Here is a 23,146-nt window from a genome sequence, read left to right as displayed (position 1 = left end):
TCAAGTCGCCCTGATACAGGAACACTGGATCAACGGAAAGCCAGCAATTGACCCTTTTTCGACACGACATAGAGGGTATTGCCCGCCACCACCGGGTTGGACGTGGCCCCGCCCGGCAAATCGCGCGCGCCCGTCATCTGCCCCGAGGCCGGATCGAAGAACCGCAATTGCCCGTCGCCCGATGCCAGGATCAACTGACCACCGGCCAGAACAGGGCCGAAATGGCCCACGATCTCGGCCTGCCGCTTGGGCTTGCGATCCGAAAAGAGCGGCAATTCATGCCCCCAGATGCGCGTGCCGTCCTCGGTCGAGAGGCGCACCAATTCGTTGCGATCGGTGACCATGAACACCGAGTCGCCCGCAGGCCAGACCGGGTTGAGCGGGCCTTCCGCCGCCGTCCAGAGACGATTGCCGCTGCCAAGGCTGAGCGCCACGGTGCGCCCCGAATGGCTGCCGGTATAGATCCGGTCGCCCACGACCACCGGATCGCCGGTGATGTCATCCACCCGCGCGCTCGCCACACCCAGACGCTCGCCTGCGACCTGCGCATCCCAGAGGCGCAGACCGCCCCGGCGGAACGCGCCCTGCAATTCCCCCGCACCAAAGGCAAAGACAACGTATTTGTCCGTGATCGCCGGGGCCGGACCGCCCAGCACGTTGTGAATATCGGGCGTGCCGCTCAACTGCCATGCAATGCGCCCGGTGTCGGTCTCGATGGCCCAGGCCACATCGTCGCCCGCCACCACATAGACCAACCCGTCAAATACCGCCGGCGTGCCGCTGCCGGGCGCGCCCAGCTCCTGTTCCCAGATCACGCCACCGCTGGCCGGGTCGATGGCCGAAAGCTTGCCAAAGGCCGACGAGACAAAGAGCTTGCCATCGCCATAGGCCAGACCACCGCCGCTGGCATTGTCCGAATTGTCATTGGCCGGGGTCAGGTCTCGCGTCCAGAGCAGTTGACCCGTGGTCGATACCGCCGCCACCCTGGCCTCGGCATCCAGCGTAAAGATGCGCCCCTCGGCCACCACGGGGTCTGCGGTGATCCGCACCCGCCGCCCGTCGCCCTGCCCGATATTGACCGACCACGCCAGTTGCGGCGCGCGCGACAGCGCGGGATGGGCGGTGCGGGTGCCCGGCGTCCCGATCCGCTGACGCCAGTCGGCATTCACGGTTGCCGCAGGCAGAGAAACCGGAAGCACCCGGTTCTCCGGGGTCACGTTGACCTCGGCGCGCGCCGCCTCGCTTTGGAGAACTTCGCGAATCCCCAGGCGTTCGCCACTCAAGATCTGCGTCTTCTTGGTGCAGGCCGTCACCGCGAGGACTGCAACCAGCCCCAGAATCAATCCGTTCGGTTTCACTGCTCTTGCCCTCACTCTTCGCCTTGTACCGCCCTGTCGACCCGCTTGGGCCTTTGGCCTGGCGCGGCCTTCGTCATTCGCCGACCGACACGGCCCCTGTCACAGGCTCCGGAAGGTCGGGCAATTCTTCACCCAAGGCCACAATCACTTGTGTCACCCGCCTGCGCAAGCCCGTCGTGGCCTCGGCATCGCTGGCAATCGCCACAAGACGCTCGATGGCCGCCTCGCGGTTGCCTGTCTCAAGGTCGATCAGGGCCAATTGTTCCTCGGCCAATAGCCGCAGCACACCGCCACTCAGCGCCAAGCCGTTCAACCGACCGCGCCGCGCCTCGGCATCCAGCCCAGAGCCGGGCAGCATCACCGCCTTGAGCGTGGCAAGGTTGCGATAGACCGCCTCCACGTCCGACCGATCCGCCAGCGCCAGCAACCGCTGCGCCGCCGCCTCGGGATTGTCTGCGGCTTCCTCTGCCGCCGCCAGGAGGGCAATCACCGACGCCGCCTGCGCGTCCGGTGCCGAAATCGCATCAAGCGCGGCCGCCCGTGCCGCCCGATCCTCGGTCGCGAGGGCTGACAGCACCGCATCGCCCAATGCCTGTGCCGCGGCGCGCTCTTGTGCCTTGCGCCACTCGTTCCACGCGGCACCGCCTACCAGCAACAGGATCGCCAGGACCGCGATCCAGCCATACCGGCGCATCAACGCAAATAGCCTGTCCCGGCGCACCTCTTCGGTGACTTCGTCGATGAAACTGTCGGTGTTGCTCACGCCGCGCCCCCCTTGAATTTTGCCCCTCTTACCCCGAAGCCCTGCCCCTGCCAAGGGGCGGCGCACCCGCGACGCAAGGGCGCGCTTGCAGCAGGCATCGGAAAAGATTAATCTGAACCGGTTAGTTTAGCGTAACTCTGTATGGTTGAGGTCTGGGCCAAGTCCCGCAGGGCAAGCCCCCCCGGCCCCGCCACGCCTCATGGCTCGAAGGTAGATAAATGCGGTTGCTTCCTGTTCTCATCGCCCTCGTGGTGTCTGCCTTGGTCTATATGGTCGTTTTCGAGCATGACCGCTTCCTCCCCGCCCGCGAACCGCAAACCGCCGAACCGCAGCCCGAGACCGCCCCAGAGGCCGAAACGATCATGCGCGTCGTGGCCCTGCATTCTCAGGCCCGCGAGGTCGACAGCGCCGTCGTCGTGCGCGGCCGCTCCGAGGCCGACCGCATCGTCGAATTGCGCGCCGAGACCTCGGGCCTCGTCATCAACGAGCCTTTGCGCAAAGGGCATATGGTATCCGAGGGCGACATCCTCTGCCGCCTCGACCCCGCCGCGCGCGAGGCCGCCTTGGCCGAGGCCCGCGCCCGCCTGTCCGAGGCCGAGACCCGCATCCCCGAGGCCGAGGCCCGCGCCACCGAGGCCCGCGCGCAACTCGAAGAGGCGCAAATCAACGCCAACGCCGCCGAGAACCTGATCGAGAGCGGCTTCGCCTCGCAGACCCGCGTCGCGTCCACGCGTGCCGCGGTCAGTTCGGCGCAAGCGGCGGTGCAATCGGCCACCTCCGGCCTCGAGGCCGCGCGCGCCGGGATCGAATCCGCCCGCGCCGCCGTCGCCGCCGCTCAGACCGAAATCGACCGCCTCTCGATCATCGCCCCGTTCAACGGGGTGCTCGACACCGACACCGCCGAAATCGGCAGCCTTTTGCAACCCGGCGCGCTCTGCGCCACGGTGCTGCAACTCGACCCGATCTCGATGGTGGGCTTCGTGTCGGAATTGCAGGTGGCCCGCGTGCAGATGGACGCCCCCGCGCGCATCCGCATGGCCTCGGGCCGCATGGTCGAGGGGCGCGTCACCTTCGTCGCGCGCTCAGCCGATGACGTTACCCGCACATTCCGCGTCGAAGTGACCGTGCCCAATCCAGACCTGACGCTGCGCGACGGGGAAACCGCCGAAATCCTGATCGGTGCCGCGGGCAAGCGCGCGCATCTCCTGCCGCAATCGGCCCTCACCCTCGATGACGAGGGCACCTTGGGGCTGCGCATCGTCGGCCCCGAAAGCCGGGCGCAATTCGTCCCGGTCGAACTTTTGCGCGACACGCCCTCTGGCGTCTGGATCGCCGGCCTGCCCGACAACGCTGATGTGATCGTGATCGGACAGGATTACGTGACCGATGGCGTGCCCGTTGACCCCGTATTTCAGGACCTCGGCCAATGACCGGCCTCGTCGACTGGGCCGCCGCCCGCGCCCGGATGGTGCTGGCCTTTATCGTTCTTTCGGTCCTTGCCGGCACCTTGGCCTATGTCAACCTGCCCAAAGAGGGCGAGCCCGACATCGAGATCCCAGCCCTTTTCATCTCGGTCCCCTTCCCCGGCATCTCGGCCGAAGACAGCGAGAAACTGCTCGTCAAGGTGATGGAAACCGAACTGAGCGATCTGGACGGGCTCAAGAAGATGACCGGCACCGCCGCCGAGAATTACGGCGGTGTAGCGCTCGAATTCGAATTCGGCTGGGACAAGACCAAGACCCTTGCCGATGTGCGCGACGCGATGGACACCGCCGAGGCGGATTTCCCCGAAGGGGCCGAGAAATACACCCTGAACGAGGTGAATTTCAGTGAATTTCCGATCATCATCGTCAACCTCTCCGGCCCGGTGCCCGAACGCACCATGTCGCGGCTGGCCAATGACCTCCAGGACACGCTCGAAGGCCTGGAACCGGTGCTCGAGGCGGGTATCGCGGGCAATCGCGAGGAGATGCTCGAAGTCATCATCGACCCGCTGCGCCTTGAGGCCTATAACGTCACCGCGCTCGATCTCATCAACGTGGTGCAGAACAACAACCAACTGATCGCGGCGGGCGAGGTCGACACGGCCCAGGGCACTTTCGCGGTCAAGATTCCCTCTTCCTTTGAAGATACCAGCGATTTCTACAACCTGCCGGTCAAGACCAATGGCGACCGCATCGTGCGCCTTGGCGATCTGGCGACGATCAACCTCACCTTCGAGGACCGGCTTGGCACCGCGCGCTTCAACGGCGAGACGACCGTCGCGCTACAGGTGGTCAAGCGCAAAGGCTTCAACATCATCGAAACCGCCGACCTCGTGCGTGCCGCCGTCGCCGAGGCGGAAAAGACCTGGCCCGAGGATTTGCAGGTCGCCGTCAGCGTCGGCACCTCGAACGATCAGTCCAGCACCGTGGCCTCCATGGTCAGCCAGCTCGAAGGCTCGGTTCTCACCGCCATCGCATTGGTGATGGTCGTCACGCTGGCGGCCCTGGGCATCCGGCCCGCGCTCTTGGTGGGCTTTTCCATTCCCACCTCTTTCCTCCTCTGTTTCGCCCTTCTGGCCGTCATGGGCGTTGCCATCTCGAATATCGTGATGTTCGGCCTCATTCTCGCGGTGGGGATGCTGGTGGATGGGGCCATTGTCGTGGTGGAATACGCCGACAAGCGCATCGCAGAGGGCGAAGGCCCGATGCACGCCTATGTCGGGGCCGCCAAGCGGATGTTCTGGCCCGTGGTCAGCTCCACAGCCACCACGCTCTGCGCCTTTCTTCCGATGCTCTTCTGGCCCGGCATTCCGGGGCAATTCATGGGCATGTTGCCGGTCACGCTGATTTTCGTGCTCTCCGCCTCTCTTCTCGTGGCGCTTGTCTACCTGCCTGTGCTGGGCGGCGTCACCGGGCGGCTGGAACGCTGGTTCAACACCCGCACCGACCAGATCGCAAGCGGCTTCTGGCTCTGGCATCTGCTGCTCTTTCCGGTGGCCATCGGGGCGGCCCTTCTGGCCGGTCAGATCGCTCCCACCCTGCTCAACGCCGTGAGCACGCAATTTTCCGGCATGGACGGCACGCGCATTCTCGGCTCGGTCGTGCCGGTGCTGGCAACGGTCTTTGGCCTCATGCTCGGGGTTTCCGTGCTGCTGGCGGTGGGTGTCTCGGGGGTTGCCGCCACGCTCCTGGGCCTCTTGGCCATTCCGCGCCGCTTTGGCAAACTCATGAGCGCCGCGCGCCGCCGCTGGCTGCCCCCGCGCCGCGAACGTGTCCAGGGCGGCTACAAACGCTCGGCATTCGGCTGGATGATCCATGCCATCGCGGGCAATCCGGTCATGCCGCTGGTGGCCTTTGGCGCGATTTTCGTGCTCGTGGGCTCTGTGCTCATGTTCTACATCAACAACAACAACGGCACCGAATTCTTCGTCGATAGCGAACCAGAGCGCGGCATCGTCTATGTGCGCGGGCGCGGCAACCTCTCGATTGACCAAAAGGACCAGTTGGTCAAACAGGTCGAGGACATCATTCGCGCCCATCCCGGCATCCAGACCGCTTTCGCCTTTGCCGGGGATGGCGGGCTCAATACGAATACCGGCGGCGCACAGCCCCCGCGCGATACGATCGGCCAGATTCAGTTTGAAACCATCGCCTGGGAGGATCGCCCGCAATCCATCGAGACCTGGTTCACCATTCCGCTTCTCGATCTGCCCGTGACCCGCCATGTGGTCGCGACGGAATTCGACGGCGATACCGTGATCTCCGAACTCAGCGCAGAGCTGGAAAACGTGCCCGGCATCAAGTTCGAGGTGCTCGCCCAATCCCGTGGCCCCGCCTCGGCCAAACCGGTTCACCTGCGCCTCAAAAGCGACAATTGGGAAGATCTCATCGCCTTTACCGAAGTGGCCCGGCAGACATTCGACGAAACCGAGGGGCTCCATCAGATCGAGGATACCTTGCCCCTCCCCGGCATCGACTGGCAGATCGACGTCGATGTCGAAAAGGCCGGGCGCTTTGGCGCCGATGTCGCCACCGTCGGTGCCATGGTGCAACTCGTGACACGCGGCATCCTGCTCGACACCATGCGCGTCGACAGCAGCGACGAGGAAATCGAGATCCGGGTCCGCCTGCCCGATCAGGACCGCGTGCTCTCGACCCTCGACAGCCTCAAGGTGCGCACCGACGACGGGCTTGTGCCACTATCGAATTTCGTCACCCGCAAACCGGTCAAGCAACTGGCCCAGATCGACCGCGTCGATCAGACCCGGTTCTTCGACATCAAGGCGGCGGTCAAGGACGGGGTATTCGTTACAGAATCCGCGTCCGACGTTACAGATCGTAAGGTTCCGATCACAGCGAACGAACGGATAACCCATCTCACCGAATGGCTCGAGTCAGGCGTTCTGCCGCCCGGTATCAGCTACGAATGGACCGGCGACGCCGAGGATCAGGCAGAGTCCGGTGAATTTCTGCAAAAGGCATTTGCCGGCGCGCTTGGCCTGATGTTCATCATTCTGCTGGCGCAATTCAACAGCGTTTACAACGCGGTGCTGGTTCTCCTGGCGGTCGTGCTCTCGACCACGGGCGTGCTGATCGGCATGCTCGTGATGGATCAGCCCTTTTCGATCATCATGACCGGCACCGGCATCGTGGCCCTGGCGGGCATTGTGGTGAACAACAACATTGTTTTGATTGACACTTTTCAGGAATACGCCCGCTACATGCCCCCGATCGACGCCATCACCCGCACCGCGCAGGATCGTATCCGCCCGGTGCTCTTGACCACGATCACCACGATGGCGGGGCTTGCGCCGATGATGTTCGGGCTCAGCCTCGACTTCGTGAATGGCGGCTATGCCTTTGATAGTCCAACAGCTTTATGGTGGAAACAGCTGGCCACCGCCGTGGTGTTCGGCCTTGGCATCGCTACTGTTCTCACGCTGGTCTTTACGCCTGCGATGCTGGCCCTGCGGGTATGGCTTGGCACCTACGTCCTCTGGGGGGCACAGCTCCTGGCCAAGCTCTCGATGGGCCGCTCCAGCCGCGCCGCCCGGGACTGGGCCCTCGCCCGAACCGCAAGCCGCCTTGCACACTCGGAAATCGTCTGGCCGGTCGAAGGGCACAACGCCTCCGCGCAAGTCAGCTACCCCACCGCATCCAGGCAAGAGCCAACCGACTCGGCAACGCGGGTCGAGGGTTCTCCCCTGCGCGCCGCAGAGTGATTCTCAGCGGCGTGTCAGAGCAACGGCACGCCAACCGGGAAAACTGCTCATTGTTCCGGCATCTCCGCTCTCGGCTCGGAAACAAAGCGTCCTTTTGGTGCGGTTCGTTTCCAAAAACCGGGTTATTGAGCGGCGCAGCTTGAAATGTGTCGAAAATCTGGCATAACGAAGGCAAGAGTTTGCATTAGACATATACGGAGATGACCGATGTTTGATTGGTTCTGGAATGGCTGGTACGGTGGCACGACGTCGGGTGGTGGGTCGTCGTCAACATCTTCCGTGCCGGAAATGGACGCCGCGAGCGGGACACTCGCCATTGCGGTGGTTCTCGCGGCCCTTGTCCTTGCTTGGGAAATCAAACGCCGTCGCGCGCGGAACTGACCTGACGGTCAGATCAGCGTCCAATCCCCCCTCCAAAGGGCGACGGCTGCGATGACAGCATTGGCAACAGCATGGGCGGCCATGGCATCAGCCAGCCGCCCATTGCGCATGTAAACCAGAGAAAACACAACGCCCGCCAGGCCCGCTTCGATCCAGCGGCCATGAACAAGGGCGAATAGACCGGCCGAAACCGCAATAGCGATGATCCGGCTGACAACGGTTCCCCGATCAAGTCGCGCCTGCACGTAGCCTCGAAAGAAAAGCTCTTCGATCACCGGCACTAGGGCGACCGTGCCCAGAATGCGCAGGGCCGCCCAAAGGGCAAAGGCCCCTGCCCCAAGCGACAAGAGCGCCTCAGAAGGGGGTTCCGCTGCGGGCGCGGTGACAATCCATGCCAGCCCGACCACGGCCCCGGCCATCACCGACACCCCTGATGGCCACGCCAGATGATGCCGCACGGTGGCCCGCACCCACCAGAGCGCGGCCAGCATCATGCCCACCTGTACCGGATAGGCCAGGGCCGGCTCGCTCCAGAATGCCTGTGCGATCAATCCCGATACGGCAAAGACGATGAACGGCAGAATGCGACCCGCCACATCGTCTTGGGCAATTGGAGAGGCGCTGCGCACCCGTGGCACCGCCACCGCTTGCAACGCATAGCCACTGCGCCCCACCACCACCAATACCCCGATGGACAGCGCCGTGAACATCAACCACCCGGCAAAGCTGTGAAAGCCGTTCACCGCCAGCTCAGGCGAGACATTCACCCCGATCAGGATCAGAACCGTGATCCGCACCGCGTTGAACATCCAACTCACCAAGAGCGCGAGAGGCCAGATCACGAGCCCAAAGCGGCGCAGGCGCAATTCATCGCGAAACAGCACCCCGTAGAGACCAAGAAAGGCCGTGATCAACACCAGCCCCTCGATCCCGGAACAGCTATCCGCCACCATGACCCGGAATTCCGGCGTGCCGATCACATAAGTCGCAGGGTCCACGACCACATCCTCGACGAAAAGGCGCAGCAAGAGGAAAACCGCGATGAAGGTCACATCCGTGATCGCCTGCACGCTCCAGAGGGGCCCGGCCAGAACCACCGCTCCCGGCAAAGCCGCAGCAAAACCCGCAATCGCGACAAGAGACAGGGTCCGCCCCCGCAACCATACGAGCCAGGCGCCCAGCCGCATGAGCCACAGCACCCCACCCAGGGCCGCCGTCAGCGCCCCCATGGCTGCCAGCGGAAAAATCCGCGCGAATTCCGCGCTCAAGGCTCCGGGGGCCACCACCACCAAGGGCGCAATCATGGCGACGATGCCTGCCCCATGCACCAAGGCCCATGACCACCCGCCCGGTGCGGCATTGGCCGCATCTGCGAACTCGGACCGTGCCACCGGACGCGCCCAGAGGTAGACGCCGACCAATGACCCCGCACAAAGCAGCCAGAGCGCCACGAACCGCAGCCCTCGGCACGCGGTTTCAATCCCGGTTGCGCGGCACTCAAGGTCACTCAGAACCTGATAGAGCAGGACAAGCAGCACCATCTCGGCGACAAAGAGCGCGCCAAGAGAATAGGCCCGTCCAAGCGGGGAGAGGCTGTCGGTGTCCTTGCTCATCCGTCCCGGCCTAGCGCATCCGCGCCGCCATAATATGGCAGGCCTGCGGCGATTTGCGGAAAACCGTCAGAGGCCCAGCTTGTCACGCAGGAACGCCAGAGCCACCGACAGCCCGTCGGGCGCGATCCCGTGGCCCGTGCCCTTCATGATATGGGCATAGACATCCTGCCACCCCGCCCCCTGCAACGCCTCTGCCGCCTGCGGCAGCGATTGCACCGGCACCACCTCGTCGGCATCGCCATGCACCAGCAGAACGGGCGGACGGCTCTGCACCTCATCGCTCAGCAGTTCCGGCGACAACAGCCGCCCGGAAAAGGCCACGACCCCGCCAAGCGCATCCTCGCGCCGGGGGGCCACATGCAGCGCCATCATCGTTCCCTGCGAAAACCCAAAGAGCACCACCTGTTCGGGCAAGAGATCCTCATCCACCATCAGCGCATCAAGAAAGGCGTTCAGATCCGCCGAGGCCGTCATCAGCCCGCGATGCGCCTCTTCCTCGCTCGACCCGTCGATCCAGGGAATCGGAAACCATTGCAGGCCAAAGGGCATGCCCGGAATGCTCTCGGGCGCATCGGGTGCTACAAAAAGCGTATCGGGCAGATGCTCGGCCAGCGGATCGGCCAGCCCCAGCAAATCTGCGCCATTGGCGCCGTATCCGTGCAGAAAGACCACGGCCGAGCGTGTCTCGCCCGACTGCGGAGCCTTGCGGCCTGCTTGCAACACCCGTGTCATCTGATCCCTTCCCTCTCCTTGGCCACCCGGTAATAGGCCCACAAGAGCCGTGCCGCAACGGCGCGCCACGGCGCCCAATCCTCGGCCATCTGCCGCAGCGCCCGTTCCTTGGGGCGTTCCGGCAGGTCGTAGAGCAGGCGCACCGCCTCTTGCAAGGCCAGATCGCCGGGCGCAAAGACATCCGCGCGCCCCAGGCTGAACATCGCATAGATTTCCGCCGTCCAGACGCCGATACCGGGCACCTGCGTGAGAATTGCGATCACGTCGGATGTGGGGGCTTCGCGCAGGGCCTCATAGTCGATCCCCGCCTCGGCGAGCGCACGGGCGTAACGCGCCTTCTGACGGCTGAGACCCACGGCGCGCAGGTCGTCATCCGTGACTGCGAGAATATTTGCAGGCTCGACATATCCGGCCTGCTCCAGCCGTGACCAGATCGCATTGGCCGAGGCCACGCTGACCTGTTGGCTCACAATCGCGCCGAGCAGACGCGCAAAGCCGTCGGGATTGCGCCGCAGGGGCAACGGCCCGGTCAGATCATAGGCATGACGCATGCGCGGGCAGCGTGCCACCAGATGGGCCGCGCCCTCTTCCACATCCGCCTCACATGTGATGATTCGACCCGTCATAGCCCCTGCACCCATTCCATCGCCTCCGCGACCGTCGCCACGCGCGGCGCATCCGGCTGAGGCGGGCGGGCGATCATCGCCACCGGCAGGCTCAGCGCCCGCGCCGCCGCCAATTTGCTCTCGGACGCGGCTCCGCCAGCGTTCTTGACCACCAGCCAGTCCACACCAAGGCGGGTGAAAAGGGCAATCTCATCATCCACGGAAAACGGCGGACGGCCAACGATATAATTGCCATGCGCCAAGGGAAAAGGTGCCTCGGGCGGATCGACCACACGGCAAATCAGGCGCCGCCCGTCGAGATTGGCAAAGCGGGTCACGCCCTGCCGCCCAGTCGCAAGAAACACCGTAGCCCCCTCCGGAATATGCGCCGCCGCCTCTTCTTCGGCGGCAATGTCCGTCCAGCGATCCTCTGCCCCCGGCACCCATTCCGGGCGCAAAAGCTGGCAATAGGGCAGATCATGGACCGCGCAGAGCCGCGCCGTCCGCGCCGAGATCTGCGCCGCAAAGGGATGCGTGGCATCGAGCACCGCCGTAATGCCCGCCTCTGCCACATAGGCAAGAAACCCTGCCTCACCGCCGAACCCTCCGATCCGAGTGGGCAGCCCCATGGCGCGCGGCATCCGCGTCGCCCCGGCGAGCGAGGCCACCGCCGCGCGCCCCCCCTCGGCCAGATGTCGCGCCAGCTGTTGCGCCTCGCCCGTGCCCGCCAGCAGCAAGAGCGTCATGTGCCCCCCGCCCGCGCCAGCACTGCGCCTGCCCGGTCGATCACGACGGTATCCACCGCAACCCCGTCAGGCAGCATCGCCAACACCTTGGCGCGGCTTTCGCGCGCCACCCAATCCGCCAGGGTTTCCCCCGCCAAATCATAGGCTTGCAAGGCCGTATTCATGTATTTCAGTTCAGGCAGGCCTAGCGCCTCGGCAAGGCCCGCAAAATCCACCTGGCTGCGACCCGAATGAAGATCGCGCGCGCCCTGCGCCAGCTTGGTCATCTTGCCGATACCGCCCCCCACCGTCAGGCGCGGCACCGGATTCCGGGCAAGATACTTGAGCATCCCACCGGCGAAATCTCCCATATCGAGCATCGCGTGATCTGGCAGATCATAGAGGCCCTGCACCACCTGTTCGCTCGTGGCACCCGTACAGCCTGCCACATGGGTCAACCCTGTCTCGCGCGCCACGTCGATGCCACGATGGATCGACGCGATCCAGGCCGCACAGGAAAACGGGCGCACAATCCCGGTGGTGCCCAGAATTGACAACCCTCCCTTGATACCCAGCCTCGGGTTCCACGTCTTTTGCGCGAGCGCTGCCCCACCGGGCACCGAAACGGTGATCTCTATATCCGGGCTTTCCGACAGGCGCTCGGCCATATCCTCGACCGTTTCGCGCATCATCTGGCGCGGCACCGGGTTGATGGCAGGCTCTCCCGGCGGAATCGGCAGGCCGGGCATGGTGACACGCCCCACCCCCTCGCCCGCGCGAAACACCACGCCGCCGCGCGAGCGCGCCACACGGGCGATGATCATCGCCCCATGGGTCACATCCGGGTCGTCACCGGCGTCCTTGATCACCCCCGCCTCGGCCCAGTTCTCGCCACTGGCGTGATGCGCGATGTCGAACTCTGGTGTTTCGCCGCGCGGCAGGGTGATTTGCACGCACCGCACCTTGCCTTCCCCCCAAAACAGACTCAGCGCCGCCCGCGTCGCTGCGGTGGCGCAAGCGCCCGTGGTCCAGCCACGGCGCAGGGGGGTGTCGGGTTTTCGGGTCATGTCCAAGCGCGACTATAGGCGCGCCAAACTCCGAGGCCAAATGCCAAATCCACGGGCAAGGGCGTCTGCACCCCGCGACCTGCGCGGGGCGCACTGCGTATCATTCCGCCGCGATATTCGCCGCTTCGACCTTGACCGCCGAGAACTTGAACTCGGGGATCTTGCCATAGGGGTCGACCGCCGGGTTGGTCAGGATATTCGCGGCCGCCTCGACATAGGCAAAGGGCAGGAACACCATATCGGGGGCCACGGCGCGGTCTGCCCGCGCCATGATCCGGATCGAGCCGCGCTTGGTGCTCAGGCGCACCATGCCGCCGGGCTCTACCCCCAGCTTGCGCAGGGTCGAGGGGTGCATCGAGCAATTCGCCTCGGGTTCGACCGCATCGAGCACGGTGGCACGCCGGGTCATCGACCCCGTATGCCAATGCTCAAGTTGCCGCCCCGTGGTCAGGATCATCGGATAATCCGCATCGGGCACATCATCGGGCGGAATGATCGCCGCCGGGGTGAATTTCGCACGACCCTCGGGGCGCGGGAACCCGTTGCCAAACACCACCGCCTCGCCCGGCTGATCTGGGCCCTTGCAGGGATAGGTCACGGCGCCTTCCCGCTCCAGCCGCTCCCAGGTGATATTGTCGAGCGAGCGCATGTTGACCTTCATCTCGGCAAAGACATCCGCCGGGCTGTTGTAGGACCAATCGAGACCAATCCGCTTGGCCAGTTCCACGGTGATCGCCCAATCCTCACGCGCTTCTCCCGGCGGGGGCACGGCGGGGCGGCCCATCTGCACCTGACGGTTGGTGTTGGTGACAGTGCCGGATTTCTCGTAGAACGCGCTCGCGGGCAGGATCACATCGGCATAGTTCGCCGTTTCGGTGATGAAAATATCCTGCACCACCAGATGCTCCAGCTTGGCCAGAGCATCGCGGGCGTGCTCCACATCCGGGTCTGACATCGCCGGGTTCTCACCCAGGATATACATGCCCTTGATCTTGTCCTCGTGAACCGCATCCATGATCTCGGTCACGGTCAGGCCCTTCTGGTTCGAGAAGTCCCCCGATTGCCAGACCTCGGTAAACGCGCGGCGCACGCCGTCGTCGGTCACGGTCTGATAGTCGGGCAGGAACATCGGCACGAGGCCTGCGTCAGACGCCCCCTGCACGTTGTTCTGGCCACGCAGCGGATGCAGCCCGGTGCCCGGGCGACCCACATGGCCGCACATCAGCGCCAGAGAAATCAGGCAACGCGAATTGTCGGTGCCGTGGATGTGCTGGCTGACACCCATCCCCCAAAAGATCATCGCCGCCTTGGCCGTGGCAAAGTCCCGCGCCACCGCGCGCAGTGTCTCGGCCGGAATACCGCAGATGGCTTCCATCTTCTCGGGCGGGAATTGCGCCAGATGCTTTTTCTCCGCCTCCCAGTTCTCGGTGAAGGCCGCGATATATTGCTGGTCGTAGAGCCCCTCTTCCACGATCACATGCATGATCGCGTTGAGCATGGACACGTCCGCACCGGGGCGGAATTGCAGCATATGGGTGGCAAAGCGCTTCATCCCCTGCCCGCGCGGATCCATGACGATCAGCTTGCCGCCACGCTTGGTGAACTGCTTGAAATAGGTCGCGGCAACGGGATGGTTTTCCAGCGGGTTGGCCCCGATGATGATCGCCACATCGGCGTTTTCAATCTCGTTGAAGGTCGCCGTCACAGCGCCCGAGCCGACATTCTCGATCAGCGCCGCCACCGAGGACGCATGGCAGAGACGCGTGCAGTGATCCACGTTGTTGTGGCCAAACCCCTGCCGGATGAACTTCTGAAAGAGATACGCTTCTTCATTGGTGCACTTGGCGCTGCCAAAGCCCGCGACGCTGGTCCCGCCATGGGTATCCTTGAGCCCCTTCAGCGCGCCCGCCGCCAGATCGAGCGCCTCGTCCCACTCGGCCTCGCGGAATACTTCCTGCCAATTGCCGGGATCGACATTCAGCCCCTTGGCGGGCGCATCGTCGCGGCGAATGAGCGGCTTGGTCAGGCGGTGCGGATGGTGGATATAGTCAAAGCCGAACCGCCCCTTGACGCACAGACGCCCTTCGTTCGCAGGCCCGTTGATGCCCTCGACGTACTTGACCTTGCCGTTCTTGACCTTGAGCGAGACCTGACAGCCCACGCCACAGAAGGGACAGAGGCTCTTGACCTCTTCGTCGAAATCGGCGCTGTCGCCCTGCTGCTGATCGTCAAGCACGGTGGCCGGCATCAAGGCCCCGGTCGGGCAGGCCTGCACACACTCGCCACAGGCCACGCAGGTGGACGCCCCCATCGGATCCGAAAGGTCAAAGACCGGATAGGCATCATGCCCGCGCCCGCCCATGCCGATCACGTCATTGACCTGCACTTCCCGGCAGGCGCGCACGCAAAGCCCGCACTGGATGCAGGCATCCAGATTGACGCGCATCGCAACGTGGCTGTCATCAAGCAGCGGAATCCGCTCTTTTTCGAGCTTGGGAAAGCGGCTGTGGGTTACGCCATTGGCCTCGGCCATGTCCCACAGATGGCTCGAGCGGTCATGCGCCTCGTCCTGCGCGGGCTGATCCGCGAGCAGCATCTCGACCACCATCTTGCGCGCCGATTCCGCGCGCGCGGAATTGGTCGTGACCACCATGCCCGCCTTTGCCTCGCGGATGCAGGAGGCAACCAGCGTCCGCTCGCCCTGAACCTCGACCATGCAGGCCCGGCAGTTGCCATCGGGGCGATAGCCGGGGGCGGGCTTGTGGCAGAGATGCGGGATTTTCAGGCCGCGACCATTCGCAACTTCCCAGATCGTCTGACCGGCTTCCGCCTCGACCTCTTGGCCGTCCAATACGAATGTGATTTTGTCGGTCATCAGCGTGCCTCCCTGCTTTGGGTCTTTTTTAAGCATGCAGTTGCATCCCATAGGCCGTCAATCCCGACATCTCACCCTGCGTTTGCGCCACACAAGACAAAGAGCCATCGCATTGGCCCCAATTCCCGCGCCTCTTGCGCGTCGCCGGCAAACGGGCGGATTATTTCGCGCACCACCTTTAACCCCGCCGCAACCGGCGCTAACGTCGCGCGGAATTCGGGGAGGGAAACCTTGGCAGAGCTAATTCTGGTGCGTCACGGGCAGGCCAACAGCCATGCGACCGATGAGACAGATTATGACCGGCTGTCGCCTCTGGGCGTGCAGCAGGCCGAATGGCTGGGCGCCCATCTCGCGCAGACGAATCCCCATTTCGACCATGTCATCACCGGCACGCTCAACCGTCAGATCGGCACCGCCCGCGCCATGGGCTACGAGATCACCGAACGGGATCCGCGCCTTGACGAGTTGAGCTACTTCGCCCTCGCCCGAGCCATCGAGGCGCAGCACGGGATTCCCGCCCCGTCCGATGCGACCGAGTTCGCCCGTTACCTGCCGCAGGTGATCGCGCATTGGGCGCGCGGCGATCTGGAGGACGTGCCAGAGACCTTCGAGCATTTCACAACCCGGATCACCAGCCTGATCGACGACATCTGTCATCACAACGGGCGCATCCTGATCGTGACCTCCGGCGGCGTGATCGGCATGGTCATGCGGCATGCTCTCGGCCTCGATATTCCGGGCATGTCCAAGGTCATGCTGCAAGTGATGAACTCTTCGCTGCACCGCCTCGAACATGTGCACGACATGCTGATGCTGGGCACGTTCAACGCCACGCCCCATCTCGACACACCCGACCGGGCGCATGCCCGCACCTTCATCTGACACTCAAGAGGACCCCGCCATGAAACTCTATTATGCCAAAGGCACCATCTCGATTGCGGTGGCCATCGCCCTGCACGAGGCCGGTCTCGACTTTGAACCGATGCGCCTCGATTTCCGGGCGGGGGAACAATCAGGGGCTACCTATCTTGCGATCAATCCCAAAGGGCGCGTTCCGGCCCTTGTCACCGACAACGGCATCCTGACCGAAACCGGCGCCATTCTCGACTACATCGCCGACAGCGCGCCGCAGGCCGGTTTGCGCCCCAGCGATCCCCATCAGGCAGCCAAGATGCGCGAGGCCATGTATTACCTCGCCTCCACCATGCATGTGAACCACGCGCACAAGATGCGCGGCCACCGTTGGGCAAATGAACAAAGCTCTTTCGACGACATGAAGGCCAAGTCGGTCCAGACCATGACCGACAGCGCCACCTATGTCGAAACCCATCTGCTCACCGGTCCTTACGTTCTGGGCGAAACACTCTCGCTCGCCGATCCCTATCTCTTTGTCGCCTGCAACTGGCTCGAGGGTGACGGGGTGGATGTGGCGCAATTCCCCAAGATCACCGCCTTCATGCAGGCCATGCGCGCACGCCCCTCGGTCGCGCAGGTGATCGCCGACAACATGATCTGAAAGGCTGACATGACACATCTCTGGGTAAGGGCCGAACAGCGGCCAAACGAGGAACGCGTGGGGCTGACGCCCGAGGGCGCGGCACAACTCATCGCCAAGGGCATCCGCGTGACGGTGGAGGAAAGCCACAACCGCGCCATTCCGATCGACGGCTACCGCGCGGCGGGCTGTGGGATTGCACCGGAAAACGCATGGCCCTCCGCCCCCGCCGACGCGATCATCTTCGGGCTCAAGGAACTGCCCGAAGACGGCACCCCCCTGCCGCATCGCCACATCATGTTCGGCCATGCCTTCAAGGGCCAGCACGCCGGACGGCGCCTCTTGCAGCGGTTCAAGGCCGGGGGCGGCACGCTCTATGATCTCGAATATCTCGTAGATGAAACGGGCCGCCGCGTCGCCGCATTCGGCTATTGGGCGGGCTATGCCGGGGCGGCGGTGTCGCTCATGGCATGGGTGGCGCAACAGGGCGACGCGACCTGCCCCCCCGTCGACACCTATCCGGGTCGCGACGCGCTGCTGGCGGACCTCGGCGCGCGGCTCGATGCCACGGGCGCGCCGCGCCCCCGCGCCATCGTCATCGGGGCCTTGGGCCGCGTGGGCACCGGCGCGGCAGACCTTTGCGAGGCAATGGATGTGCCCGTCACCCGCTGGGACATGGCCGAGACCGCATCCGGCGGACCATTCCCGGAAATTCTCGCCCATGACATCTTTCTGAACTGCATCTTCGCGCGCCCCGGCACGCCGGTTTTCGTGCCGAAATCCGCGCTTGTTCAACCCCGTCAACTGACCGTGGTCGGCGATGTGGCCTGCGATCCTGACAGCGATTACAACCCGGTGCCGCTCTATGACGCGGCCACCTCCTGGGCGGCCCCCGTGCTGCGTGTGCATGACGCGCCGCCGCTCGACATCATGGCCATCGACAACCTGCCGTCGCTCTTGCCGGTGGAATCCTCGCAGGATTACGCGGGGCAGTTGCTGGCCTCCCTCCTGACCCTCGACACCTTGGATCAAGGGGTCTGGGCGCGGGCGGCAGAGACCTTTCACACCCATATGAAAGCGATCTGAATGGCGCCCTATGTCGGATATCTGGCCGCCTTTCTGGGGACGATCTGCTGGATTCCACAGGCGGTCAAGGCCTGGGCCACGCGCGACACCTCGGGCCTCTCGCTCCCGTCAAACCTGCTCTTTCTGACCACCGTATCCCTGTGGCTGGTCTATGGGCTGATGATCGGCGACTGGCCTCTCATCCTGGCCAATATCTGCGCCGTTCTGGCGATGCTGAGCATCGTCGCGGCGAAACTCCGTTACAAGTAAAAGGAGAGACGGACATGACAATTCACTGGTGCGGCACCGGCCTATCGGCCATTCCCGGTCTGCGGCGACTGATCGAGGCAGGGCATGACGTGCGCGTCTGGAACCGGTCGACCGACAAGGCGCGCGCCGCCGTCGGTGATCTCACGGACAAGATCCACGCCTTTGACAAGGATGCCCTCGCCAAGCTGCTCAAACCCGGCGATGTGGTGGTTTCGATGCTGCCCGGCGACTGGCATGTGCCGCTGGCCGAGCTTTGCCTCGGGACAGGCGCGCATTTCGTCTCCTCCTCCTACATCGCCCCCGAGATGCGCGCCCTCGATGAGGCGGCCCGCGACAAGGGGCTGTGCTTTGTCAATGAAATCGGCCTCGATCCCGGCATCGACCACCTGATGGCGCATCATCTGGTGGCCGACTATCGCGCCTCCCCGGCCTTTGACGCGGGCAATGATCTGTCGTTCACCTCCTATTGCGGCGGCGTGCCGAAACATCCCAACCCGTTTCGCTACAAGTTCAGCTGGTCGCCTCTGGGCGTGCTCAAGGCGCTGCGCTCGCCCTCGCGCTCGATTCGCGATTTCTCGGAACTCAGGGTGTCTCGACCCTGGGACGCGATTTCCAGCTACGACGCGCCCTTGCCAACCCCCGAGACCTTCGAGGTGTATCCCAACCGCGATTCAATCCCCTTCATCGCCGATTACCGGTTCGATCCCGACTGGCGGATCAAGGACTTCGTGCGCGGCACGCTGCGCCTGAATGGCTGGTCCGAGGCCTGGAAGGATGTCTTTGCCGAGATCGAAACGCTCGACGGTGCCGCAGGCGATGCCCGGCTCAAGGAGATGTCCGATCAGTTCTGGCAAGAGAACGCCTATGATGAGGGCGAACCGGACCGCGTCGTGCTCTGCGTCGATCTCAAGGCAGAAAAGGCCGGGAAACCCGTCTGGCACCAAAGCTATGTGATGGACGCCTGGGGCGATGCGCGCGGCACGGCGATGGCGCGGCTCGTGTCGATCCCGGTCTCGCTCGCGGTCGAGTCGGTGCTCGCGCGCGAAATCCCCGCAGGCGTCAGCGCAGCTCCCCACGATCCGAAGCTGGTCGCGCGCTATCTGGCCGAGGTCAGCCGGCTGGCGCAGCATCTCACGGTCGTGGATCACCTCGGCTGATCGTTTCGGCGCAAGGTCGGATTTGAGTATTTGCACCAAGAAGAAGCGACATCGGGTTTCTTCTTGGCAAAAATACTCAGATCCGCCGCTGGCCCCGCGTCAGAACGGCACGTCATCCGCGCCGGTGACAAACCGTGCAACCACCTTCTTGGTGCCCGCCTTTTCAAAGGCGATTTCGAGCTTGTCACCCTCGATGGCGATGATCGCCCCATAGCCGAATTTCTGATGAAAGACGCGCTCGCCCACCGTATGCGCGCTGGTGGCCTGAAGGTCGATCACGCTGTGGCGGGCCTCGCTTGGCTGGCTCATGGGCCGTTCGCCGCCGCGCGCCTGAAGCCGCCGCCAACCGGGGCTATTGTAGACATTGGCCTCGGCGGCGCGGCTCTCGATACCTGAACTGGCCGCCGCCCCATACCCCCCGCCATAAAGCCCCGGAGGGGTCAGCACATCGACATGCGCCTCGGGCAATTCGTCGATGAAGCGCGAGGGCATTTGCGATTGCCATTGGCCGTAAACGCGGCGATTGCCCGCGAACGAAATGGTGCAGACCTCTTCGGCGCGGGTGATGCCGACATAGGCCAGCCGCCGCTCTTCCTCGAGCCCGCGCACGCCGGTTTCGTCCATCGCGCGTTGCGACGGGAAAAGCCCATCCTCCCACCCCGGCAGGAACACCGCCGGAAACTCCAGCCCCTTGGCGGCGTGCAGGGTCATCAGCGTGACCTTCTCGCCCTCATCGCCCGACTCGTTGTCCATGATGAGGCTGACATGTTCCAGAAACCCCTGGAGATTCTCGAAGCCCTCCAGGGCCTTGACCAATTCCTTGAGATTCTCGAGCCGCCCCGGTGCCTCGGGCGTCTTGTCATTCTGCCACATGGCCGTGTAGCCGCTCTCGTCGAGGATCATCTCGGCCAGTTCGACATGGGTGATGTCGGCATCGTCCACCATGCGGCCCCAACGGGCCAGCCCGTCGATCAGCAGGCGCAACTCCCCCGCCGCCTTGCCGCTGATGCCCTTGTCGTCGAGCAAGAGCCGCGCCCCCTCGACCAGCGACACGCCATTCTGGCGCGCCGAGACCTGGATTTTCTGCTGCGCCTTGTCGCCAAGACCGCGTTTTGGGGTGTTGACGATCCGCTCGAACGCCAGATCGTCGGCAGGCGAGACCACCAACCGGAAATAGGCCATGGCGTCGCGAATTTCCAAACGCTCGTAGAATCGCGGACCGCCGATGACGCGGTACGGCAGGCCGATGGTCAGGAACCGGTCCTCGAAGGCGCGCATCTGGTGCGAGGCGCGCACGAGAATTGCCATCTCGTCCAGCGAATAGGGCCGCATCCGCCGCGTGCCCCGCTGCATCGCGTCGATTTCCTCGCCGATCCAGCGGGCCTCTTCCTCGCCATCCCAATGGCCGATCAGGCGGACCTTTTCCCCCTCCTCGGCGGCGGTCCACAGCTCCTTGCCCAGCCGGTCGCGATTGCCCGCAATCACCCCCGACGCCGCCGCAAGGATATGCGGGGTCGAGCGGTAATTCTGTTCCAGCCGGATCACAGCCGCGCCCGGAAAATCCTTTTCGAACCGCAGGATATTGCCCACTTCGGCGCCGCGCCAGCCATAGATGGACTGGTCGTCATCGCCCACGCAGCAGATGTTCTTGTGCCCCCCCGCCAAGAGGCGCAGCCACAGATATTGCGCCACGTTGGTATCCTGATACTCGTCCACGAGGATATAGCGGAACCAGCGTTGGTATTGCCTGAGCACATCGTCGTGCTTTTGAAAGATCGTGACCACATGCAAGAGCAGGTCGCCGAAATCGACCGCGTTCAGGTCGCGCAGGCGGGTCTGATACTGCCGATAGAGCGCCGGCCCCTTGCCGTCATAGGCGCTGCCCTCGCTGCTGGGCAGATTGTCGGGCGTCCAGGCGCGGTTCTTCCATTGGTCGATGATCCCGGCCAGCATCCGCGCGGGCCAGCGTTTGTCGTCGATGCCCGACGCCTGCACCAGTTGCTTGAGCAGGCGCAACTGGTCGTCTGTATCAAGAATGGTGAAATTGGACTTGAGATCGACGAGTTCGGCGTGACGGCGCAAGAGCTTGACACAGATCGAATGAAACGTGCCGAGCCACGGCATGCCCTCGACCCGCTCGCCCATCAGGCGGCTGACGCGTTCCTTCATCTCGCGCGCGGCCTTGTTGGTAAAGGTCACGGCCAGAATATCGCCCGGCCCCGCGCGCCCGGTGTTCATCAGATGGGCGATGCGCGTGGTCAGCGCCTTGGTCTTGCCCGTGCCTGCCCCGGCCAGCATGAGCACCGGACCATCCAATGTCTCCGCCGCGCGGCGCTGCTCGGGGTTGAGGTCATCGAGATAGGGCGCAGGCCGCGCAGCCATCGCGCGAGCCGAGAGGCTGGCCCCCTCAAAGGCATCGGATTCGTCAAATCTGTTCATGCACAGGACAATAGCGCGAGCACGCCCGGAGATAAAGAGATGTTCGGGGATTGTTCCACCCCGATCTGCCCTCTGGACAAGCTCCTGAAAACCCGCGCAAATGCGCGCCATGACGCTGCATGCAACCTATCCCGCCCTGTCTGACCTGCGCGCCCGCGCGGCGCGCCGCATTCCGCATTTCATCTGGGAATACCTTGACAGTGCCACCGGAACAGAGGCCACCAAGGCGCGCAACCGCCTGATGCTCGATCAGGTGCGGCTCAGCCCGTCGATCCTGCATGGCGAGTTCACAGCCGACATCACCGCCCCCCTCTTTGGGCAGACCCATGCCCTGCCGGTCGGAATCGCACCCGTGGGCATGTCCGGCCTCATCTGGCCCGATGCCGAGCGTCTCCTGGCACGGGCCGCAACGCAGGTGGGGATACCTTATGGCCTCTCCACCGTGGCGAGCCAGACGCCCGAGGTCGTGGGCCCGCATCTGAACGACAATGGCTGGTTCCAGATGTATCCGCCGCGCGACACCGGCATTCGCACGGACATGCTGAACCGCGCGCGCAACGCCGGGTTTTCAGTTCTGGTGCTGACCGTCGACGTGCCCGTGGGCAGCCGCCGCGAACGGCAGGTTCGCTCTGGGCTGACACAGCCGCCCAAGCTGACGCCGCGGCTTTTGGCGCAGGTCGCCCGCTGCCCGGCCTGGGCGCTTGGCACCGCGCGGCTCGGCATGCCGCGGATGCGGCTGATTGACGATTATGCGGGCCAGACCAAGGGCTTGCCCTCGAACAAGCATGCCGGATACCTGCTGCGTACCTCGCCCGACTGGGAGTATCTGCGCTGGCTGCGCGATGCCTGGGACGGGCCGCTGGTCGTCAAGGGCGTGCTGCGCGCCGATGATGCCACCGCGCTCGAGAAAGAGGGCGTGGATGCGATCTGGATTTCGAACCACGCAGGCCGACAGTTCGACGCCGCCCCCGCCACCATCGAGGTGCTGCCGCAGGTGCGCGCCGCAACCACCCTGCCGGTGATCATGGACGGCGGCATCGAAGGCGGGCTCGACGTGCTCCGCGCCATCGCCCTTGGCGCCGATTTCGTCATGATGGGGCGCGGCTGGCACTACGCGCTTGGCGCCCTGGGCGAGAGCGGCCCGGCGCATCTGGCGGATATCCTGGCCGAAGATCTGCGCGCCAACATGGGCCAGTTGGGCACGCGCACGCTCTGGGATGTGCGATCACGCCTGATCCCTAACGGGTAGGGCGGACCACCCATCGGGACAGGAATTTTCCCTTGCCGGGGAATACCCAGTTTGCCGGATTGCACAAACCTTTCACAAATCCTACAAGAACGCAGCGCTGCAATGCGGCATAGACGGCCGCGCCGCCAGAACTGATAAACCGGGGG

At 64.4% G+C, this 23,146-nt stretch carries 18 protein-coding genes; 9 read left to right on the top strand and 9 right to left on the bottom strand.

Features of this window, described 5'->3' with window-relative positions; all coding sequences use genetic code 11:
• Positions 1 to 29 precede the first annotated feature (29 nt).
• Positions 30 to 1,358, bottom strand: coding sequence for a PQQ-like beta-propeller repeat protein (locus tag MVC20_RS14315; RefSeq protein WP_297542519.1), 1,329 nt, complete (start codon positions 1,356 to 1,358; stop codon positions 30 to 32).
• Between the two features lie 73 nt (positions 1,359 to 1,431).
• The gene (locus MVC20_RS14310; RefSeq protein ID WP_297542517.1) at positions 1,432 to 2,121 is read right to left on the bottom strand and encodes a hypothetical protein; all 690 of its coding nucleotides are present in this window, start codon (positions 2,119 to 2,121) and stop codon (positions 1,432 to 1,434) included.
• A gap of 218 nt (positions 2,122 to 2,339) precedes the next feature.
• On the opposite strand from MVC20_RS14310, the gene MVC20_RS14305 reads away from it, so the two are divergent.
• From MVC20_RS14305 to MVC20_RS14295, 3 genes are all read left to right on the top strand, one after another.
• Positions 2,340 to 3,551, top strand: a complete 1,212-nt coding sequence (locus tag MVC20_RS14305) for an efflux RND transporter periplasmic adaptor subunit (protein ID WP_297542515.1) — start codon at positions 2,340 to 2,342, stop codon at positions 3,549 to 3,551.
• Positions 3,548 to 7,327, top strand: coding sequence for an efflux RND transporter permease subunit (locus MVC20_RS14300; protein WP_297542514.1), 3,780 nt, complete (start codon positions 3,548 to 3,550; stop codon positions 7,325 to 7,327). Before MVC20_RS14305 ends, MVC20_RS14300 begins: the two co-directional genes overlap by 4 nt.
• A 207-nt stretch (positions 7,328 to 7,534) precedes the next feature.
• On the top strand, positions 7,535 to 7,708 hold the full coding sequence (locus tag MVC20_RS14295) for a VPEID-CTERM sorting domain-containing protein (RefSeq protein ID WP_297542513.1): 174 nt from the start codon (positions 7,535 to 7,537) through the stop codon (positions 7,706 to 7,708).
• Positions 7,709 to 7,716: 8 nt separating this feature from the next.
• Here the strand turns inward: MVC20_RS14295 and xrtE are convergent, their stop codons facing one another.
• From xrtE to fdhF, 6 genes are all read right to left on the bottom strand, one after another.
• The gene (gene xrtE / locus MVC20_RS14290) at positions 7,717 to 9,321 is read right to left on the bottom strand and encodes an exosortase E/protease, VPEID-CTERM system (RefSeq protein WP_297542512.1); all 1,605 of its coding nucleotides are present in this window, start codon (positions 9,319 to 9,321) and stop codon (positions 7,717 to 7,719) included.
• A gap of 66 nt (positions 9,322 to 9,387) precedes the next feature.
• The gene (locus tag MVC20_RS14285; protein ID WP_297542510.1) at positions 9,388 to 10,053 is read right to left on the bottom strand and encodes an alpha/beta fold hydrolase; all 666 of its coding nucleotides are present in this window, start codon (positions 10,051 to 10,053) and stop codon (positions 9,388 to 9,390) included.
• Positions 10,050 to 10,679: a DNA-3-methyladenine glycosylase 2 family protein gene (locus tag MVC20_RS14280; RefSeq protein WP_297542508.1), complete on the bottom strand. Its 630-nt coding sequence runs from the start codon at positions 10,677 to 10,679 to the stop codon at positions 10,050 to 10,052. Before MVC20_RS14280 ends, MVC20_RS14285 begins: the two co-directional genes overlap by 4 nt.
• Entirely contained in the window at positions 10,676 to 11,404 is a 729-nt protein-coding gene (locus MVC20_RS14275) for a cobalt-precorrin-6A reductase (RefSeq protein WP_297542506.1), read from the bottom strand. The genes MVC20_RS14280 and MVC20_RS14275 overlap by 4 nt, the downstream gene beginning before the upstream one ends.
• Positions 11,401 to 12,450 carry a cobalt-precorrin-5B (C(1))-methyltransferase gene (locus MVC20_RS14270; protein ID WP_297542504.1) on the bottom strand — a complete coding sequence of 350 codons (1,050 nt, stop codon included), beginning with the start codon at positions 12,448 to 12,450 and terminating at the stop codon, positions 11,401 to 11,403. The genes MVC20_RS14275 and MVC20_RS14270 overlap by 4 nt, the downstream gene beginning before the upstream one ends.
• A gap of 100 nt (positions 12,451 to 12,550) precedes the next feature.
• Positions 12,551 to 15,325: a formate dehydrogenase subunit alpha gene (gene fdhF, locus MVC20_RS14265; protein WP_297542502.1), complete on the bottom strand. Its 2,775-nt coding sequence runs from the start codon at positions 15,323 to 15,325 to the stop codon at positions 12,551 to 12,553.
• Between the two features lie 231 nt (positions 15,326 to 15,556).
• On the opposite strand from fdhF, the gene MVC20_RS14260 reads away from it, so the two are divergent.
• From MVC20_RS14260 to MVC20_RS14240, 5 genes are read left to right on the top strand one after another with little or no spacing between them, the layout of a single operon-like run.
• Positions 15,557 to 16,207, top strand: coding sequence for a histidine phosphatase family protein (locus tag MVC20_RS14260; protein ID WP_297542499.1), 651 nt, complete (start codon positions 15,557 to 15,559; stop codon positions 16,205 to 16,207).
• 19 nt (positions 16,208 to 16,226) lie between these two features.
• Positions 16,227 to 16,841 carry a glutathione S-transferase family protein gene (locus tag MVC20_RS14255; RefSeq protein ID WP_297542497.1) on the top strand — a complete coding sequence of 205 codons (615 nt, stop codon included), beginning with the start codon at positions 16,227 to 16,229 and terminating at the stop codon, positions 16,839 to 16,841.
• Positions 16,842 to 16,850: 9 nt separating this feature from the next.
• A complete protein-coding gene (locus tag MVC20_RS14250; protein ID WP_297542495.1) occupies positions 16,851 to 17,906 on the top strand; it encodes a saccharopine dehydrogenase in 1,056 nt (351 codons plus the stop codon).
• Positions 17,907 to 18,155 carry a SemiSWEET transporter gene (locus tag MVC20_RS14245; RefSeq protein ID WP_296636715.1) on the top strand — a complete coding sequence of 83 codons (249 nt, stop codon included), beginning with the start codon at positions 17,907 to 17,909 and terminating at the stop codon, positions 18,153 to 18,155.
• 14 nt (positions 18,156 to 18,169) lie between these two features.
• On the top strand, positions 18,170 to 19,312 hold the full coding sequence (locus MVC20_RS14240; RefSeq protein WP_297542492.1) for a saccharopine dehydrogenase family protein: 1,143 nt from the start codon (positions 18,170 to 18,172) through the stop codon (positions 19,310 to 19,312).
• 99 nt (positions 19,313 to 19,411) lie between these two features.
• Here MVC20_RS14240 and MVC20_RS14235 read toward each other — a convergent pair whose 3' ends face one another.
• Complete coding sequence (locus MVC20_RS14235; protein ID WP_297542490.1) at positions 19,412 to 21,751, bottom strand: UvrD-helicase domain-containing protein; 2,340 nt, start codon at positions 21,749 to 21,751, stop codon at positions 19,412 to 19,414.
• A 109-nt stretch (positions 21,752 to 21,860) separates the two neighbouring features.
• On the opposite strand from MVC20_RS14235, the gene MVC20_RS14230 reads away from it, so the two are divergent.
• Positions 21,861 to 23,000 carry an alpha-hydroxy acid oxidase gene (locus MVC20_RS14230; RefSeq protein WP_297542488.1) on the top strand — a complete coding sequence of 380 codons (1,140 nt, stop codon included), beginning with the start codon at positions 21,861 to 21,863 and terminating at the stop codon, positions 22,998 to 23,000.
• The last annotated feature ends 146 nt before the right edge of the window (positions 23,001 to 23,146 follow it).

It is taken from the genome of Roseovarius sp. (genome assembly GCF_027019125.1).
Lineage (GTDB): Bacteria > Pseudomonadota > Alphaproteobacteria > Rhodobacterales > Rhodobacteraceae > Roseovarius.
Note: the sequence above shows the minus strand (reverse complement) of the source record. Positions and strands in the feature narration are given on the sequence as shown.